17 protein-coding genes are annotated in these 16,684 nt (G+C 68.5%); 10 read left to right on the top strand and 7 right to left on the bottom strand.

From position 1 onward, the window contains the following. Positions 1 to 84: 84 nt before the first annotated feature. From QT382_RS04985 to QT382_RS04965, 5 genes are all read left to right on the top strand, one after another. A complete protein-coding gene (locus QT382_RS04985) occupies positions 85 to 954 on the top strand; it encodes an ABC transporter ATP-binding protein (protein ID WP_289252942.1) in 870 nt (289 codons plus the stop codon). Beyond that, positions 951 to 2,528 carry an ABC transporter permease gene (locus QT382_RS04980; RefSeq protein WP_289252941.1) on the top strand — a complete coding sequence of 526 codons (1,578 nt, stop codon included), beginning with the start codon at positions 951 to 953 and terminating at the stop codon, positions 2,526 to 2,528. The genes QT382_RS04985 and QT382_RS04980 overlap by 4 nt, the downstream gene beginning before the upstream one ends. A 71-nt stretch (positions 2,529 to 2,599) precedes the next feature. Continuing rightward, positions 2,600 to 3,598 (top strand): tRNA dihydrouridine(20/20a) synthase DusA, encoded by a 999-nt coding sequence (dusA, locus tag QT382_RS04975; RefSeq protein WP_502929878.1) that lies wholly within the window; start codon positions 2,600 to 2,602, stop codon positions 3,596 to 3,598. Positions 3,599 to 3,618: 20 nt separating this feature from the next. Further along, positions 3,619 to 4,182, top strand: a complete 564-nt coding sequence (locus QT382_RS04970) for a methylated-DNA--[protein]-cysteine S-methyltransferase (protein ID WP_289252939.1) — start codon at positions 3,619 to 3,621, stop codon at positions 4,180 to 4,182. Between the two features lie 19 nt (positions 4,183 to 4,201). Then, positions 4,202 to 5,437 carry a DEAD/DEAH box helicase gene (locus QT382_RS04965; protein ID WP_289252938.1) on the top strand — a complete coding sequence of 412 codons (1,236 nt, stop codon included), beginning with the start codon at positions 4,202 to 4,204 and terminating at the stop codon, positions 5,435 to 5,437. Between the two features lie 338 nt (positions 5,438 to 5,775). On the opposite strand, the gene QT382_RS04960 is transcribed toward QT382_RS04965, so the two are convergent. The 4 genes from QT382_RS04960 to QT382_RS04945 all read right to left on the bottom strand — a co-directional run bounded on the left by QT382_RS04960 (position 5,776) and on the right by QT382_RS04945 (position 9,474). Continuing rightward, positions 5,776 to 6,756, bottom strand: a complete 981-nt coding sequence (locus QT382_RS04960) for a recombination-associated protein RdgC (RefSeq protein WP_289252937.1) — start codon at positions 6,754 to 6,756, stop codon at positions 5,776 to 5,778. 91 nt (positions 6,757 to 6,847) lie between these two features. Further along, positions 6,848 to 7,498 carry a DsbA family oxidoreductase gene (locus tag QT382_RS04955; protein ID WP_289252936.1) on the bottom strand — a complete coding sequence of 217 codons (651 nt, stop codon included), beginning with the start codon at positions 7,496 to 7,498 and terminating at the stop codon, positions 6,848 to 6,850. A 5-nt stretch (positions 7,499 to 7,503) separates the two neighbouring features. Then, positions 7,504 to 8,499, bottom strand: coding sequence for a succinylglutamate desuccinylase/aspartoacylase family protein (locus QT382_RS04950; RefSeq protein WP_289252935.1), 996 nt, complete (start codon positions 8,497 to 8,499; stop codon positions 7,504 to 7,506). A 36-nt stretch (positions 8,500 to 8,535) separates the two neighbouring features. Continuing rightward, positions 8,536 to 9,474, bottom strand: coding sequence for a DMT family transporter (locus QT382_RS04945; protein WP_289252934.1), 939 nt, complete (start codon positions 9,472 to 9,474; stop codon positions 8,536 to 8,538). 119 nt (positions 9,475 to 9,593) lie between these two features. Here QT382_RS04945 and QT382_RS04940 point away from each other — a divergent pair, with 119 nt between their 5' ends. The 3 genes from QT382_RS04940 (at position 9,594) to QT382_RS04930 (ending at position 12,383) form a co-directional block, all read left to right on the top strand. Then, positions 9,594 to 10,190, top strand: coding sequence for a TetR/AcrR family transcriptional regulator (locus QT382_RS04940; RefSeq protein ID WP_289252933.1), 597 nt, complete (start codon positions 9,594 to 9,596; stop codon positions 10,188 to 10,190). 86 nt (positions 10,191 to 10,276) lie between these two features. Next, on the top strand, positions 10,277 to 10,978 hold the full coding sequence (locus tag QT382_RS04935; RefSeq protein ID WP_289252932.1) for an SDR family oxidoreductase: 702 nt from the start codon (positions 10,277 to 10,279) through the stop codon (positions 10,976 to 10,978). Between the two features lie 10 nt (positions 10,979 to 10,988). After that, complete coding sequence (locus QT382_RS04930; RefSeq protein WP_289252931.1) at positions 10,989 to 12,383, top strand: DHA2 family efflux MFS transporter permease subunit; 1,395 nt, start codon at positions 10,989 to 10,991, stop codon at positions 12,381 to 12,383. A gap of 9 nt (positions 12,384 to 12,392) precedes the next feature. On the opposite strand, the gene QT382_RS04925 is transcribed toward QT382_RS04930, so the two are convergent. Beyond that, a complete protein-coding gene (locus QT382_RS04925) occupies positions 12,393 to 14,363 on the bottom strand; it encodes an alkyl/aryl-sulfatase (protein WP_289252930.1) in 1,971 nt (656 codons plus the stop codon). 125 nt (positions 14,364 to 14,488) lie between these two features. On the opposite strand from QT382_RS04925, the gene QT382_RS04920 reads away from it, so the two are divergent. Both QT382_RS04920 and QT382_RS04915 read left to right on the top strand, forming a co-directional pair. Continuing rightward, positions 14,489 to 15,382, top strand: coding sequence for a LysR family transcriptional regulator (locus QT382_RS04920; protein WP_289252929.1), 894 nt, complete (start codon positions 14,489 to 14,491; stop codon positions 15,380 to 15,382). Between the two features lie 36 nt (positions 15,383 to 15,418). Continuing rightward, on the top strand, positions 15,419 to 15,973 hold the full coding sequence (locus QT382_RS04915; protein ID WP_289252928.1) for a dihydrofolate reductase family protein: 555 nt from the start codon (positions 15,419 to 15,421) through the stop codon (positions 15,971 to 15,973). On the opposite strand, the gene QT382_RS04910 is transcribed toward QT382_RS04915, so the two are convergent. Beyond that, positions 15,942 to 16,304 carry a hypothetical protein gene (locus QT382_RS04910; protein WP_289252927.1) on the bottom strand — a complete coding sequence of 121 codons (363 nt, stop codon included), beginning with the start codon at positions 16,302 to 16,304 and terminating at the stop codon, positions 15,942 to 15,944. The genes QT382_RS04915 and QT382_RS04910 overlap by 32 nt on opposite strands. Further along, positions 16,301 to 16,666, bottom strand: coding sequence for a hypothetical protein (locus tag QT382_RS04905; protein ID WP_289252926.1), 366 nt, complete (start codon positions 16,664 to 16,666; stop codon positions 16,301 to 16,303). Before QT382_RS04905 ends, QT382_RS04910 begins: the two co-directional genes overlap by 4 nt. Between the last annotated feature and the right edge of the window lie 18 nt (positions 16,667 to 16,684).

Here is a 16,684-nt window from a genome sequence, read left to right as displayed (position 1 = left end):
CATGCGTCGTAAGCGTGGCGCCGGTGGCGTCTCGCATCGCTAATCTGCCGCCCATTCCAGAACGGGCAAGCAAGAGGAAAAGCGATGCTGAGCATTCAGAACTTGGTCAAGGTCCACGGCGGCAAGCTGCGCGCGCTGGACGATGTTTCGCTGGAGCTGGGCCCCGGCGTGCTGGGCCTGGTGGGCCACAACGGCGCCGGCAAGAGCACGCTGATGCAGTTGCTGGCCACGCTGAGCAAACCCACCAGCGGCCGCATCCTGCTGGACGGCCAATGCATAGTCGCCCGGCCCGAGGCCATGCGCCGCCGTCTGGGCTATCTGCCGCAGGACTTCAGCGTGCCGTCCCATCTGACGGCGCTGGAATTCCTGCAGTACTTCGCCGCGCTCAAGGGCGTTCGCGATGCGGCGCGCATCCGCCGCCTGCTGGAACTGGTCAACCTGCATGAGCAAGCGAACCGCCTGGCCATAGGCTTTTCGGGCGGCATGCGCCAGCGCCTCGGCATTGCCCAGGCCTTGCTGAACGACCCCGACGTGCTGATCGTCGATGAGCCCACGGCCGGCCTGGACCCCGAGGAGCGGCTGCGCTTCCGCAACCTGCTGTCCGAGATCGGCTTCTCCAAGCTGGTGATCGTCTCGACCCACATCGTGTCCGACATCGAGAACATGGCCAGGCAGCTGGCCATCCTGCGCCAGGGCCGGCTGGTGGCCTTCGACACGCCCGAGCAGCTGCTGTTGGACGCCCGCGGCCGCATCTGGACCGCCTCGCTGGAACCGGCCCATTACGAAGCGCTGCGCGGCCAGGTCCATGTGCTGCATGCCCAGCGCCAGGGCGAACGCATCCAGGTGCGCATGGCCCATGGCGAGCAGCCCTGCCACGAGGCCAGCCCGGGCGAGCCCAGCCTGGAAGAAGCGCTGATGGCGCAGCGCTATGCCCTGCAGGCGGTGCCGGCATGAAAACGGGCCTGCAGACATTGGCCTTGAAGGCCCTGGTGCTGGACGAATTCCGGCTGCGCTCGCGCCGCATCGGCAGCCTGGTCTGCGTGGCAGCCGTGGTGCTGCTGTGCTGGCTGCTGGTGGCCGACCCCGAGAGCGGCCGCGCCATGATGGTGATGGGCAAGCAGCGCCTGGCCTACCAGAGCCAGGCCCTGGCCTATGGCACGGCGCTGACCGCCGGCATGTTGATGGGCCTGGCCGGCTTCTACCTGGCCCGTGGCCGCACCCAGCTGGATCTGGCCAGCGGCATGGCCGGCGTGCTGGCTTCCACACCGGTCAGCAATGCCACGCTGCTGCTGGCGCGCTGGCTCGGCGCCTTGCTCTACCTGGCTTCGTTGATGGGCGCCTTGCTCTTGACGGTCTGGGTGCTGCACCTGGTGCGCGGCGTCGGCCCGCTGGAGCCCTGGACCTATGTCTCGACCTATCTGCTTGTGCTCGGCCCGGTGCTCATGCTTTGCGCCAGCATGGCCGTGCTGTGTGATGCCTGGGCGCCGCTGATGGGCAAGCGCGGCGACCTGCTGTTCTTCAGCCTCTGGATCGCCCAGTTCGTGGCGCTGCCGCTGACCATGAGCGCCGAGCATCCGCGTATCACCGCCTGGCTGGTGTTCGACATCTCGGGCATGCCGGCCCACCTGATCCGCATGTCCGAGCTCTTGAACGTGCGCAGCTTCAGCCTGGGCGGCTCGGGCTTCGACGCCTCGCTGGCGCCGGTGCAGCTGCACGGCAGCTTCTGGACGCTGCAGTTGCTTGCCCTGCGCCTGGGCTCGGCCCTGCTGGCCCTGCTGCCGCTGGGCCTGGCCGTGCTGCTTTTCCATCGCTACTCGCCGGACCGGGTCAAGGCTTCCAGCAATGCGGCCAAGCAGAGCTGGTTGGCCGCGCTGCAACATCTGCTGCGGCCGCTGGCCCGTGGCGTGAACCGGTTGTTGCCGCTGGTGGCTCGTCTGCCCGGTCTGGCCGGTCAGGTGGCGGCCGAGATGGTCGTGGCCTTGAGTGCCAGCCCGCTAGGCGTGCTGCTGGGACTCGCGGCCCTCGTCGCTGGCGTGCTCAGCCCGGCCAACCGGATGGGGTCCGCGCTTGCGGCGACCAGCCTGCTCTGGGGCATCCTCATCACCGACATCGCTTCGCGCGACCAGCAGGCCGGCCTGCTGGGCCTGGGCGGGGCCGTGCCCGGTGGTCCGCGCAACCGCTATTTGCGCCAGTGGCTGGCCAGCGTAGGCCTGGGACTGCTCTTGAGCCTGCCGGTGTTGCTGCGCCTGAGCCAGGACCGGCCGATGCTCGCCTTGGCCCTGGTCTGCGGCCTGGTTTTCCTGGGCGCGATGGCCAGCCTGTTGGGTCGCTGGACCGGTTCCGGCCGCGCCTGGCTCTCGCTGTTCCTGTTCGGCCTCTACCTGTCGGTGCAGACGCCGGCGGTCGAGTGGCTGGACCCGCTGGGCTTCAATGGTTCGGCCACGCTGCAGAGCAGCGCCAGCTTCCTGGCCGCCGGCCTGGGTCTGCTGGCCCTGGGTCTGGCCCTGAACCAGCGCAAGCAGGCCTGAGAAAACTGCGTCGCTGGGATAATGCGGCGGTGAATTCCAAGCCCAATCCCTGGCGACTGTCGGTCGCGCCCATGCTGGACTGGACCGACAGCCCCTGCCGCGTCTTCCACCGCTTGCTGACCCGCCATACCCGCCTCTACACCGAGATGGTCACCACCGGTGCGCTCTTGCATGGTGACGTGCCGCGCCATCTGGACTACGACGCCGTCGAGCATCCGGTCGCCCTGCAGCTCGGCGGTAGCGAGCCGGCCGACCTGGCCGCCGCTGCCAAGCTGGCCGAGCAATGGGGCTATGACGAGGTCAATCTGAATTGCGGCTGCCCCAGCGAGCGGGTGCAGAAGGGCGCCTTCGGTGCCTGCCTGATGGCCGAGCCGCAGCTGGTGGCCGACGGCGTCAAAGCCATGCGCGATGCGGTGGGCATCCCGGTGACGGTCAAGCACCGCATAGGCATAGACCGCGAAGAAAGCTACGAGTTCGTGCGCGACTTCGTCGGCACGATTGCCGAGGCCGGCTGCGAAGTCTTCATCGTCCATGCCCGCAACGCCTGGCTGCAGGGCCTGAGCCCCAAGGAAAACCGCGAGATCCCGCCGCTGCGCTACGAGCTGGTGCACCAGCTCAAGCGCGAGTTCCCGCAGCTCACCATCGTGCTGAACGGCGGGGTCAAGAGCGACGACGAAATCGAAGAGCAGCTGCGCCATGTGGACGGCGTGATGGTCGGCCGCCAGGCCTATCACGAGCCCTGGCAGATGGCGGCCTGGGACCAGCGCTTCTTCGGCACGACCGGCCCGGCCGAAAGCCGCGAGCAGGTCGAGGCGGCCTGGGTCGAATGGCTGGACCACCGCAGCCAGGCCACGCGCAAGCACTGGCCCCAGGCCATGCGCCATGCGCTGGGCCTGTGGAACGGCGAGGCCGGTGCTCGCCGCTGGCGCCAGATCTGGAGCGACCACAAGCTCAAGAGCCTGCCGGCCGCCGAGGTGGCCCGCCTGGCCGATGCCGCCCGCATCGGCATCGCCTCCGATGCCGAGGCGCACCAGACGGCGAACCGCCACGCACCGCAAACGGTGGCCTGATGCGCAGCCAGGCGGACAGCATGAAGCCGCAGGTCTTCTTCCACTGCTATGAAACCGCCCTGGGCTGCTGCGGCATTGCCTGGACGCTGGAGCGCGGCATCTGCGGCTGCCAGCTGCCTGAAGAAAGCGCCACGGCCACGCGGGATCGCATGCGGGTGCGCTTCCCGGCGGCACGCGAGAGCGAGCAGCCGCCAGCCTTCGTCAGCGAGGCGATGGCCGGCGTACGGGCCCTGCTGAGCGGCGAGGTGCATCAATTGCTTGAAGTGCAGCTCGACGAAAGCGAGATCGCCGACTTCAATCGCCAGGTCCATGCGCTGACCCGGCAGATCCCGGTCGGCCAGACCCGCACCTACGGCGAGCTGGCGCTGGCCCTGGGCCAGCCCGGTGCCGCGCGTGCGGTCGGCCGGGCTGAGGGCAGCAATCCATTCGCCCCCATCGTGCCTTGCCACCGTGTGATGGGCGCCGATGGTGCCGGCACCGGCTTCTCGGCCCATGGCGGCATCCAGACCAAGCTCAAGCTCTTGCGCATCGAGGCCCGCGCCACCGGCCAGACCGCGGCCGAGCAGGGCGCCTTGTTCGACTGACCAGAAAAACTCAAACCTCATGTCCTTCCAGACCCTGGGCCTAGGCCCCGCCGTCATGCGCGCCCTGCGTGATCAGGGCTATCACGCGCCAACGCCGGTGCAGCAAGCGGCGATTCCCGCCGTGCTGGCCGGTGGCGACCTGCTGGCGCTGGCGCCCACCGGCTCGGGCAAGACGGCCGCCTATGCCTTGCCGCTCTTGCAGCAGCTGCTGCAAAGCAATCCACAGCGCGATCCGCGCGCCTTGCTGCTGCTGCCGACGCGTGAACTGGCCGTGCAGGTCGGCGATGCGCTGCGTGAGCTGAGCCGCCATCTGCCGCAGCGTCTGCGTGTGGCCGTGGTCTTCGGCGGCGTCTCCATCAATCCGCAGCTGATGGGCCTGCGCGGCGGCTGCGACATCGTCGTCGCGACACCGGGCCGGCTGCTTGACATCGTGGACCACAACGGCCTGCGCCTGGATGCGGTCCGGCACCTGGTGCTGGACGAAGCCGACCGTCTGCTGGCCCTGGGCTTTGCCGAGGAGCTGCAGCGCGTGCTGGGACTGCTGCCGGCCCAACGCCAGAACCTGCTGTTCTCGGCTACGTTCCCGAAGTCGGTCGAGGCGCTGGCCGCGGCCCAGCTGCGAGAGCCACAGCGCATCACGGTGGCGGCCGAGGCGCCGCGGCTGGAGGCGATTCGCCAGCGCAGCATCGTGGTCGATACCGACAAGCGCACGCCGCTGCTGCGCCATCTGCTTGAGACCGAAGGTTGGCAGCGCGCGCTGGTCTTCGTGGCCACCAAGTACGCCACCGAGCATGTGTCGGACAAGCTCTGGGCCAAGGGCATCAAGGCCGCGGCCCTGCATGGCGAGCTGAGCCAGGGCGGCCGCGCCAAGGTGCTGGTGGCGCTCAAGAGCGGCGAAGTCGCGGTGCTGGTGGCCACCGATCTGGCGGCCCGCGGCCTCGACATTCCCGAGCTGCCGGCTGTCATCAACTACGACCTGCCGCGCTCGCCGGCCGACTACACGCACCGCATAGGCCGCACCGGCCGGGCCGGCGCGACCGGCGATGCCGTCAGCTTCGTGCCGCCGGCCAGCGAGGCGCATTTCCGCCTGATCGAAAAGCGCCAGGGCCGGCGTGTGGAACGCGAGCAGATTGCGGGTTACGAGGCGACAGAAGAAGCGCCTGCCTCGGATCCGAACGGGGGCGTCAAGGGCAAGCGCAAGAGCAAGAAGGACAAGTTGCGGGAGGCGGCTGCCGCTGCTGCGGTCAAAGACTGAGGGCTGGAGCACAGGCCCGGCAGAGCCCGCTGCGGGGCGCAGGCGTGCAGGTCGGCCCCAGGGGCCGACTGCCCTCGGTGCTCGCAGCCCGGATCGCAGCGCAAAACTCACTACGCTTCCTTCGGGCGCTCCGTTCAAACAATCGCGCTGAGTCAGATGAACGAAGCGCGCATTCGCGCGCCGATCCGGGCTGCTGCGCTCTCGGCTGCCCACATGCGCCCCGCAGCGGGCTCAGCCGGGCCTGCAACCACGACGGTGGCATGCGAAGAATTCGGTGTGCGCCATGGCGGTGCTGCCCGGCCCTCGTCTGGGCCGGCACAATCTGCCCACCAATCAAATCAATCCCAAGGCGCCGCACCCTCCAGCGCCGGTTCCTTGCTCTCAACGACCACAGGCAGCGTCGCCGGCGCCGGTGCCGAGCCGAAGAAGTCGTGCTCGCCGCCCAGGGCCTCGATCAGGGCCGGGATCAGGTCGCCCAGCTCGCCGGTGGACAGGGCTGCATCGGCGTCGAACTGCTCGTCCTTGCCGGGCTTGTCCTGGCCTTCGAAGACCAGGTCCAGGAAGGCGATCTTCTTCAGCTGCAGCGTGTCGGTCAGCACGAAGGACACCCGGTCGCGCCAGCTCATGGCCAGGCGGGTCGGCTGCTTGCCGGCTTGCAGGTGCAACTTCACTTCCTCGATGTCCAGCGCATGGCGGGCATAGCGCACGGCGGACTTCTGCTCGTCGCCGCTCTTGAGCTCGCAGTCGCGGTCGATCGTGAACTCATGCGGCGGCTGGCTGTCCATCAGCCAGGCGGCCATGCAGACGGCCGGCGATTCCGCGGTCTGGATCAGGTGCAGGGACAGACCGTCCAGCGCCTTGACCAGCAGGCTCACCACCTCCTCGGCGCGCGAGGGGCTGGAGGCGTCGATCATCAGCAACTGCTGCTTGGGGGCGATCCAGACGCGCAGGCTGCCCTGCTTGGTGAAGGCCAGCGGCAGCAGCTCCTGCGTCGCGAATTCCTTCATTTCCTTGAGCGCCTTGCGGCCGGGCTTGCGGCCGCTCTGGGCTTCCTCGGCGGCGGCCATCTCGTCGACCCGGCGCTTGACCACCGAACCGGGCAGCACGCGCTGCTCGACCATCAGCTTGAGCAGCAGGTGGCCGTCCACGGCCTCGACCAGGGGCGCGTGCTCAATGCCGCGCGGCGGCACCCAGCCGACCGATTGCGCCTGGGTGGCGCCACAGGGGATGAAACGGCCGGCCTCCAGGGCCTCTTCGATCTTCGCCACATCGGCCTGCCACTCGGCGGCCAGGCGGTACACCATCAGGTTCTTGAACACGGGATCTTCGGGACTGCTGCAGGGCTGTAAAACAAACGCGCCCCGGGCGGGGCGCGTCATCGCTGGTTCGTGACTCGGGTCGGATTGTCGCTCAGCCCTGGGCCGCAATCTGGCGCAAGGCCTGGGTGAAAACCTCAGGGGGCTGGCCGCCCTGGATCAGGTGGCGGTCATTGACGATCACCGAGGGCACGGAATGAATACCCTGGCCGTTGTAGAAGGCCTCGCGCTGGCGCACCTCGGCGGCGTAGCGCCCGCTCTCCAGCACCTCGCGGGCTGAAGCGGCATCCAGGCCGACGCTGGCGGCGCGGGCCACCAGCACCTCGTGGTCGCCCGGGTTCAGTCCTTCGGTGAAATAGGCGGTGAACAGGGCCAGCTTCAGGTCGCGCTGCAAGCTGCCGCCTTGCTCGCCGGCCCAGTGCAGCAAGCGGTGGGCATCGAAGCTGTTGTAGATGCGGTCGCGGGCCTCGACGCTGAACGTGAAGCCCAGTGCGGCGCCGCGTTCGCGGATGGCGTTGCGGGTGCCCTGCAATTGCTCCAGCGTGGCGCCGTACTTGCGCAGCAGGTGTTCGTTGATCTCCTCGCCCTCGGGAACCATCTGCGGGTTAAGCTCGAAGGGCTGGAAATGCACGCTGGCCTGGATCTCGCCCTGCAGGCCTGCCAGCGCCTGCTCCAGCGACTTGAGGCCGATGGCGCACCAGGGGCAGGACACATCGGAGACGAAGTCGATCTTGATCTGCTTCATGGTGTTCATTGCGGCAGCTTGCGGTCGCTGTAGCGGGCCAGGTAGAACCATTCCTGGCCGGCCTGGGCGTTGTTGTTCGGGAAGATGATGCGGCCGCCGGCCGGAGCACGGACCTCGGTGCCGTCGTGGCGCGTGCCAATCAGCTGGCCTTGCTGGATCTCGTCGAAGCTGGACCAGGACTGGGCGAAGCGGTCGTCGGCATGCTCGCGATCGATCACCTCGTAGAGCTGCAAGAGCTCGATGGGGCGCTGGGGGTCGGCCAGCTCCACGGCGCCCGGGGCGATCATGCCCAGCAGGGTCAGGGTGCGCAGGATGGCCTTGTAGGCGACCTCGGGTCCCTGCGGGTCGGCATGCTGGCCGCATTCCAGCGTGATGCAGTAGCCGCCCTGGCTGCGCATGTATTCGGTGGTGCCCACGCCGTAATGCGGGTCCTGCACCAGGCTGGCCTGGCGCGAGCCGTCGCTCACGCGGCCGGCGCGACGCTGCAGGCCGAGGGCATAGGTCGAGAGCCAGCCTTCGACGATGCGCGAGGTGCCGACGCAGGCGGCCAGCGCGGCCTCGGCCTGCTCGTGGCGGAAAGGCTCCAGCTCGCCGTCGTTGTCACGCGGGCCCATCATCGCGAAGGCCGGGCCGGGGTTGTTGAAGCTGTGCAGGTCCAGCAGCACGTCGCTGGCCGCCATCCAGGGGCAGAGCTGGTTGGCGATGCGGTCCTCGAAGTCCTGCGGAATGGGCGCCGGCCGCAGATTGCGGTTCAGGTTGCGCTCGCCCTCGCGGCGCTGCAGCCGGTAGGCCAGCGGGTTGACGATGGGGATCATGGTCAGCGTGCCGCGCAGCAGGGTCAGCTTGCCTTCGTCGATCTCCTTCAGTACCCGCTCTATGCCTTGCGTGCCGGCCACCTCGTTGCCGTGGACCGCGCCGGTCACCAGCAGGCGGGGGCCGGTCTTGAGCCCGGCGAACTGGTGGACACGCAGATGGGTGGGGTGGGGCGCGGTGCTGCTCATGGCGGGACGGGATAGAAAGAAGGGCAGGCCGGCATCCTAGGGCAAGGCGCCCGGCTTGGTCGGCGCGGGGCCATAGCTTTTGTTGGCCGGGCCATGCGCTGTTGTTGCCAGCAGCACGCCCAGCAAGGCCAGGCCATAGGCGGCGAGATGCAGGCTGCCGGCCTGCTCGCCCAGCACCAGCAGGCCCACCAGGCCGGTGGCCAACGGCAGGAAGACCATGAACACGCCGGCCTGGGCTGCCGGCACCTGGCGCAGGCCCTGCATCCACAGCCAGACGGTCAGGATGCTGGCCGCCGCCGCATAGGCGAACAGGCCGAGCCAATGGCCAAGCGATGGGGTGCCGAAGTCGAAGCTGGCGGCTTGCCACAGGCCCAGCGGCGTCACCAGGACCAGGCCCCAGCCATTGATCAGGGCGCTGATGCGGCGCGGCGACAGGCTGGCTGTCAGCTGCTTGCCTATCACCACATAGGCCGCCTCGCAGAGCATCGCGGCCAGCAGAAGCAGGGCGCCCAAGCGGTCGGTGCTGCCCTGGCCGCCATCGCGGGCAAAGGCCAGCAGGCCTATGCCGGCCACGCCGCAGGCAATCGCTATTCGCACCCGCGGCAGGATTCGTTCGCGCAGGAAGATGCGGCTCAGCAAGGCCACGGCCGCCGGGATGCCGGCCATGATGACGCCGGCCACCAGGGCCGAGCTGTGCTGCAGGCCGAACAGCAGGCAGATCGAGAACAGGAAGTTGCCTATGAAGGATTCGAGGAACAGCAGGATGCGGGTGCGCCGGTCCAGCGGCAGCTCGCCGGCTTCCTTGCGCAGCCAGGGCAGCATCAGCACCGCCGCAGAACCGAAGCGCAGCCAGGCCAGCAGAAAGACCGGGAAGGCGCTCAGCAGCAGCTTGGACAGGCCTATGTAGCTGCCGACCACGCTGGTGGACAGGGCCAGGCAGGCATAGGCCAGCCAGGGGTTGCGGAGATGGGGCATCAGGGCTTGCGACGCTGCAAAGCTGGGCATCATGCCTGGACCCGAGGACTTCGTTCGAGCCGCTTGACGCGGGTCGATCCGATCACTAATATGACGAGCATCATATTTGCGTTGCCGCCATGTCCACCACCCCCAGCCGCAAGGAACTCAGCCACCAGCGCATCCTGGAAGCAGCCGCCGCTGCGCTGCGTCGCGCAGGACCGGCCGGCGTCGGCGTGGCCGAGGTGATGCGCGAGGCCGGCCTGACCCATGGCGGCTTCTATGCCCATTTCGCCTCGCGCGAGGCCCTGATCGCCGAGGCCCTGATCTATGCCGGCCACAGCAGCAGCGAAAGGCTGGGTGCCCGGGCCGAGGCCAAGGTCGGCAAGGGCCAGAGCGGCTTCAGGGCCCTGGTCGAAAGCTATCTGGGCGACGGCCATCTGGCGGCGGTGGAGCAGGGTTGCCCGGTGGCGGCCTTGGCCTCCGAGCTGCCACGCCAGAGCGGCGTGGTGCACGAGGCCGGCCTGTCTCGCATCCATGGCCTGATCGACCGGGTTCGCCGCTCGCTGCCCGAGGGCGACGCGGACGCCGCGGGCGTGGTCACGGCTCAGATGGTCGGCAGCCTGCAACTGGCCCGCGCCCTGGGCGACAACGCCGAGGGCCGGGCCCTGCTCAAGCGCAGCCGCCAGGAGCTGCTGTCGCGCTACGAACCCCAGGAGGCCCAGCACATTCGCTGAGGCCTGCCCATTTCGTCGGCCACTTCGGTGGCCATTTCTTGATCCATTTATATGATGAGAATCATATAACCGTGAAAGTCAATGCCATGAATCTGCTGAACGCCACCGTCCTGATCACCGGCGCCAACCGCGGCATAGGCCTGGCCTTTGCCCGCGAGGCCCTGGCCCGCGGTGCCCGCAAGGTTTACGCCGCGGCCCGCGACCCTTCCAAGATCACGCTGCCCGGCGTCGTGCCGGTGCGGCTCGACGTCACCCGGCCCGATGAAGTGGCCGCACTGGCCGCCGAGCTGAAGGACGTGACGGTGCTGATCAACAACGCCGGCATCGCCGACTTCGGCGGCTTCCTCGCGCCAGGCAGCGTCGAATCGGCGCGCCGGCACCTGGAGGTCAACTTCTTCGGCCCGCTGCTGCTGGCCCAGGCCTTCGCGCCCACCTTGGCGGCCAATGGCGGTGGGGCGGTGCTGAATGTGCTGTCCATTGCCAGCTGGATCAACCGGCCGCTGCTGGGCGTCTATGGCGCCAGCAAGTCGGCTGCCTGGGCGCTGACCAATGGCCTGCGCCACGAGCTGCGCGGCCAGCACACCCAGGTGCTGGGCCTGCACATGGGCTTCGTAGATACCGACCTGACCACGGCGGTGGACGCGCCCAAGAGCAAGCCCGAGGACATAGTCAATGCGGCTCTGGACGCGCTGGAATCCGGCGCCGAGGAAGTGCTGGCCGACGAGATGACCCGCCAGGTCAAGGCCAGCCTGGGCACGGCCAAGGCCGCCTACCTTGCTGCCGCCTGAGGAGCACGCGATGAGCACCACCACAGCCCCCGCTGCCGCAGCGGCGCCGACCAGTTCCCCCTGGCCGGTGTTCTGGATCGCCAGCAGCGCCGTCTTCCTGGTCTCGCTGGACACGACCCTGCTGTACGCCGCCTTCCCGGCGCTGCGCGCCAGCTTTGCCGGCGCCTCGGCGGCCGATTTGTCCTGGGTCCTGAATGCCTACACGGTGATCTACGCCGCCATGCTGGTGCCGGCCGGGGCGCTGGCAGACCGCCGCGGCCGCAAGCGCATCTTCATGCTGGGGGCGACGCTGTTTCTGGCGGCCTCGGCCGCTTGCGGCCTGGCGGGCAATGTGCCGGCCCTGATCGCAGCGCGGGTGGTGCAGGCGCTGGGCGCGGCGCTCCTGACGCCGGCTTCGCTCTCGCTGGTGCTCGCCGCCTTTCCGGCCAGCAAGCGGGCGGTGGCGATCAGCCTGTGGGGTGCGGTCAGTGCGCTGGCGGCGGCGGTCGGTCCCTGCCTGGGTTCCATCGTGGTCGATTCCGTCGGCTGGCCCTGGGCCTTCTACATCAACCTGCCGGTGGGGGCCGTAGCGCTGTGGTTCGGTGCCGGCGTGCTGAGCGAGGCACGCGGCAACGGCCATGGCCGGGTCGACCTGGTCGGCATGGCCTTGCTGATCCTGGCGGTGGGCGCCATCGCCCTGTCCATCGTGCAGTCGGAGTCTCCGCACTGGACGCGCAGCGAACTGCTCGTCGCCGCCATCACCGGCGTGCTGTCGCTGGCCGGCTTCATCGCCTGGGCCCGCAAGACACCGCAGCCGCTGGTGGACCTGGGCCTGTTTCGCCACCGCACGTTCGCCATGGTCAACCTGGCGACGCTGGCCTTCGGCAGCGCCTTCGCGATGATGTTCTTCGGCTTCTTCTTCTACATGACCGGCATCTGGCACTACACGCTGCCCGAGGCCGGTCTGGCCGTGACTCCCGGGCCGCTGATCGTGATTCCCTCGGCCATCGTCGGCGGACGCCTTGCCGCCAGGCTGGGCCACCGGCCGGTGCTGGTGACTGGCGCCCTGATCTATGCGCTGGCCGGCCTCTGGTTCATGAGCATGCCGGGCGACTCGCCCGACTACCTGGGCCGCTGGCTGCCGGGCCTGATCCTCAACGGCATCGGCATTGGCCTGGTGCTTCCATCGCTGTCGGCCGCGGCCGCTCACAAGCTGCCGCCGGCACAGTACGCCGTAGGCAGCGCGGTCAACCAGGCCACGCGACAGATAGGCTCGGTGCTCGGCGTGGCCGTCACCGTGCTGCTGCTGGGCCATGGCACGCTGAGCCACACCAGCTTCGTGCCGCTGTACGCCTGCCACATTGGGCTGGCGCTGCTGACCGCGCTGCTGTGCCTCTCGGTGGACACGCGGCCCAAGCAGGCCTAGTTACCAAAGTCAGCGAGTCACGATCTGGAAGGTGCCCGGCGCCTTGTCGATCAGGCTGAAGAAGCGCACCAGGTCGATGCGGCTGCCGCTGGTCTTGAGCTCGTCCGACATCAGGGTGTCCTTGGCGCCGGCCGTGCCGGCCATCATCTTGATGAAGATCGGATGGGTCAGCGTCAGCGTGGCATTGGCATCGGCGGCCGGCTCGGCCTTGCGGTGGTGCAGCACCGCGTTTTCGATCCAGAGCTGGTAGCTTTCCTTGCGGTCGCTGAACACCAGGTTGATCTTCAGGTTCTTGCCCTCGGCGGCCGGGCCGTCCAGGCCGGCGGCCATGGCCTCGAAGAAGCGTTCCAGCGGCGTCTGCATCAGGGTGTCGATCAGGAATGAGCGGTCTATGCCCTTCTTGGGCGGGCCGTTGCGCAGCTCGGCCGCGGCCGTGAGGTAGCTGTTGCGCCAGGTCGAGGCTTCGGCGGCATAGCCCATCTGGTCATAGGTCCTGGCCAGCAGCTCCTTGGCGGCCGTGTTCTTGCCGTCGGCATAGACGAGGTGGTTCAGCAGCTCGGCCGTCCAGCGGTAATCGCCGGCATCGAAGGCCTGCTGCGCGGCCTGCAGGGCCTTGTCGGCACCGCCGGCCAGCTGCACATAGCGCTTGGCCGACTCCACCGGCGGCAGCGGGTTCAGGTTGGCCGGGTTGCCGTCGTAGCCGCCCAGGTAGAACTGGTAGACCGCCTTGACGTTGTGGCGCAGGTCACCGTAGTAGCCGCGAGCACCGAAGTGCGACTGCAGCGAGGCCGGCAGCTTGACCGTGTCGGCAATCTCGCGCGGCGTCAGGCCGGCGTTGATCAGGCGCACCGTCTGGTCATGGGTGTACTTGTAGACGTCGCGGTGCTTGGTGATGAACTCGGCGATGCGGGCGTTGCCCCAGATCGGCCAGTTGTGCTGGCCGAAGTAGACGTCGGCCTCACCCAGTTGGTCCAGCGCCTGCTGCATGTAGTCGCTCCAACGCAGCGCATCGCGCACCTTGGCGCCGCGCACCGGCAGCAGGTTGTGCATGGTCTGGGCCAGGTTCTCGGCGCCGCCATAGGCCTTGAGCGAAGGCACCGAGAAGCTCATCTCGGCCGGCGCCTCGGCGCCCGGCACGTTGTGGAAGACGAAGCGCACGCCGTCCAGCTCCAGCTCCTCGGTGGCCTGGGTGATCAGTTTGTTGGGCTGCAGGATGCCGATGGCGCCATAGGCCACGTTCTTGCCCAGGCCGGTGTCCACCAGGCCCTTGGCCGAACGCTCCAGGTCCTTGCCGAACTGGTAGATAGAGCGGCGCGCCATGGCCGTGCCGACCAGGATGTTCTCGCTGGTCGATTCCTCGATGAAGCCGGCGGAGGCGATCACCGGCACCTTGCGCGCCGCCACTTCCTCGGGCGTGATCACGCCCAGGGCGCCGCCGAAATGGTCGGCATGGCTGTGGGTGAACAGCAGGGCCGTGACCGGCTTGTTGCCCAGGTGCTGGCGCGCAAAGGCCAGGGCGGCGGCGGCGCTTTCGCGGGCGGTCAGCGCGTCCACCACGATCCAGCCGGTCTTGCCCTCGATCAGGGACATGTTGCCTATGTCGAAGCCGCGCAGCTGGTAGAGGCCGTCGGTGACCTTGAACAGGCCGATCTGGGCATTCAGCCGGGCATGGCGCCAGAGGCTGGGATTGACCGTGGCCGGCGCCGGGCCGTCCACGAACTTGAAGGCGTCGAAGTCGACCAGCACGGTCTTGCCGTCGGCCGCCAGGATCTTGCCCTCGGGCCGGGCGATGAAGCCGCGCTTGGCGTCGTCGAAGTCCTGCGGGTCGCCCAGTGGCAGGCTCTGCTCGAACTGGGCATTGGCGGCCACTGTGGTGGCCGTGGCATCGGAGGCAGCGCCGCCTATGCCGGTCTGGCGGCTGCAGGCGCTCAAGGACAGGGCGATGGCCAGGACCGGCCAGGCCTTCGAAAGCGGATTCATCACGGGCTTGTCTCCTGCGGTGTTCTTGCATGCGCCGGGCTCGGCGAGCCCTGAAGGATCGGGGTTGAGGGTCATGACGTCCAATGCATAATTTGCTCGCATTCATTGCGTGGAGCGCATATCGCATGAACCTGCGCCAGTTGAACCACCTGATCGCCCTGGCCGACGAAGGCCGCTTCGTCGCCGCGGCCGAGCGGGTGCACCTGAGCCAGGCCGCCTTCAGCCGCAGCATCCAGACGCTGGAGGAGCATTTCGGCCTGCGGCTGTTCGAGCGCGGGCCGCTGGGCGCGGCGCTGACGCCGGCCGGCCGCACCCTGGTCGAGCGCGCGCGGCAACTGGTGTTCGACAGCCGCTGCCTGGAGCGCGATGCCGTGCTTCTGCGCGAAGGCCAGCTGGGCGAGCTGGCCTTCGGGGCAGGGCCGGTGCCGGCGGCTGTGCTGGTGCCGCCCCTGCTCAGCACCTTGCGCCGCCAGGCCCCTCAGTTGGTGACGCGAGCCCGCAGCGGCAATGTCGACATGCTGTTGTCCCTGCTTGAGGACGAGGAAATCGATTTCTTCATCGCCGATCCTCGTCTCCTGGCCTCGGACGCAAGGCTGGAGCTGCGGCCGCTGGCCCGCATCGTCGGCGGTGCCTATGTGCGGCCCGGCCATCCGCTGCTGGAGCGCGGCCAGGCCGATGGCGAGGACATGCGCCGCCACGGCATAGGCATGGTCTCGACCAAGCCGGCCCTGCGCCGCCAGGTAGCGCAGGCCCTGGGCTTCCGCAATGAAGCCGAGCTGCCGCTGGCGGTGGAATGCGATGACCTGCACACGCTGTCCAGCCTGGCCCGCGAGGGCGAGCTGCTCGCCATGCTGCCGCACAGCTTTCCCACCGTGCTCAGCGGCGACCTGCTGCCGTTGCAGCTCAAGGGCGTCAAGCAAGCGCTGTTTGCCGACGTGCATTTGATCTGGCTGCGCGGCCGCACCTTGTCCCCGGCTGCGGAGCTGGCCATGCAGGCCTGCCGGGAACTGGCCGCCTAAGATCTCCCGCTGATACACACGGCCCGGGAGCCTGCCATGCAAACCACGGTCTTCGTCGGCACCAGCGTCGACGGCTTCATCGCCCGGCCCGACGGCCGCTTCGACTTCCTGCGCTCCGACGGCGGCGAGGCCGAGAACCATGGCGGCTTCGAAGACTTCTTCGCCACCGTCGATGCCTTGCTGATGGGCCGCAACACCTACGAGGTGGTGCTGGCCATGGGCGGCTGGTTCTACCGCGACAAGCCGGTCTTCGTGCTCAGCCACCATGGTCTCAAGCCGGCACCGGCCGAGGCTCGGGTGGAGCCCATACACGGCACGGTCAGCGAGGCGCTGGACCAGCTGCAGGCCCGCGGCTTCAAGCATGTCTACGTGGACGGCGGCAACGTCATCCACCAGGCGCTGCGCGAGCACCGCGTCAACCGCATCGTGCGCACCCAGGTGCCGGTCTTGATAGGCGAAGGCATCTCGCTGTTCGGACCGCTGGGCTTCGACCAGAAGCTGGAGCTTGTCTCCACCAAGGTCCTGCCCGGCGGCGCGGTGCAGAGCGAATACCGGGTCGTCAGCGGCGCTGCAGCTCCAGCTTCAGCTTGACCGGCTGCGCACCCTTGTTGCTCCACATCCAGCAATAGCCCTGGTCGAGCTCGACCTTGAGCTCGCCCTTGCGCTGGCTGATGCCGTTCTCGCGCGCGGGGTACGTGACCTTCTCGCCTTCGTGATAGTGGATGTTGAAGTTCAAGGCCCCGTCGGCCTCGAAGGACCAGGCGACGCTTTGCCCGGCCTTCAAGGGCCCGCAGACCTCAGCGAACTTGCCCGGTGCCAGCTCGAGCGACTGGGCGTGGACGCCGGCCTCGTTCCAGCGGATGTCCTGCACGGCCGCAGCGGTGCTGCCGATCAGGGCAAGCAGAAGCAGGCCGCGCTTCATTGCAGGCTCCAGCGGACGGTGACCGTCTTGCCGCGGATGCCGTTCAACACCGCCACCAGCTTGGCGCCGGCCTCGGCCTTGAGGCCGGCGGCGCGCAGCTTGCCTTCGCCCGCCGGCTTCAGCTCGGCCTCGCTCCTGGCGGCGCCCTGCAGCAGGCTCAGCTTCCCGGTGAGGCCGGTGGTGGCAACCGGCTTGCCATGGTCGGTCAGGTAGATCGCCAGGCCCTCGGCCTCGTTCACCAGTTCGAAGCCGACGTCCTCGGCCATCTGTACGACGCCGCCATGCTGGGGCTTGGCATCGCCATGGGAGTGAGAGAGGCCGGCGCTCAGGGCCAGGATCAGGGCAATCAGGGTCTTGTTCATCTCATTTCCTCATCGGGA

The sequence above is a fragment of the Pelomonas sp. SE-A7 genome, assembly GCF_030345705.1.
Classification (GTDB): Bacteria; Pseudomonadota; Gammaproteobacteria; order Burkholderiales; family Burkholderiaceae_C; genus JAUASW01.
This window is presented reverse-complemented; position numbering and strand designations above follow the sequence as displayed.

Coding starts and splice junctions, on each gene's coding strand:
- QT382_RS04935 (WP_289252932.1), top strand. CDS start 10,277: ATGAATCTGCTGAACGCCACCGTCCTGATCACCGGCGCCAACCGCGGC.
- dusA (WP_502929878.1), top strand. CDS start 2,600: ATGCTGGACTGGACCGACAGCCCCTGCCGCGTCTTCCACCGCTTGCTG.
- QT382_RS04945 (WP_289252934.1), bottom strand. CDS start 9,474: ATGCCCCATCTCCGCAACCCCTGGCTGGCCTATGCCTGCCTGGCCCTG.
- QT382_RS04985 (WP_289252942.1), top strand. CDS start 85: ATGCTGAGCATTCAGAACTTGGTCAAGGTCCACGGCGGCAAGCTGCGC.
- QT382_RS04930 (WP_289252931.1), top strand. CDS start 10,989: ATGAGCACCACCACAGCCCCCGCTGCCGCAGCGGCGCCGACCAGTTCC.
- QT382_RS04970 (WP_289252939.1), top strand. CDS start 3,619: ATGAAGCCGCAGGTCTTCTTCCACTGCTATGAAACCGCCCTGGGCTGC.
- QT382_RS04915 (WP_289252928.1), top strand. CDS start 15,419: ATGCAAACCACGGTCTTCGTCGGCACCAGCGTCGACGGCTTCATCGCC.
- QT382_RS04965 (WP_289252938.1), top strand. CDS start 4,202: ATGTCCTTCCAGACCCTGGGCCTAGGCCCCGCCGTCATGCGCGCCCTG.
- QT382_RS04950 (WP_289252935.1), bottom strand. CDS start 8,499: ATGAGCAGCACCGCGCCCCACCCCACCCATCTGCGTGTCCACCAGTTC.
- QT382_RS04905 (WP_289252926.1), bottom strand. CDS start 16,666: ATGAACAAGACCCTGATTGCCCTGATCCTGGCCCTGAGCGCCGGCCTC.
- QT382_RS04980 (WP_289252941.1), top strand. CDS start 951: ATGAAAACGGGCCTGCAGACATTGGCCTTGAAGGCCCTGGTGCTGGAC.
- QT382_RS04955 (WP_289252936.1), bottom strand. CDS start 7,498: ATGAAGCAGATCAAGATCGACTTCGTCTCCGATGTGTCCTGCCCCTGG.
- QT382_RS04920 (WP_289252929.1), top strand. CDS start 14,489: ATGAACCTGCGCCAGTTGAACCACCTGATCGCCCTGGCCGACGAAGGC.
- QT382_RS04925 (WP_289252930.1), bottom strand. CDS start 14,363: ATGAATCCGCTTTCGAAGGCCTGGCCGGTCCTGGCCATCGCCCTGTCC.
- QT382_RS04940 (WP_289252933.1), top strand. CDS start 9,594: ATGTCCACCACCCCCAGCCGCAAGGAACTCAGCCACCAGCGCATCCTG.
- QT382_RS04910 (WP_289252927.1), bottom strand. CDS start 16,304: ATGAAGCGCGGCCTGCTTCTGCTTGCCCTGATCGGCAGCACCGCTGCG.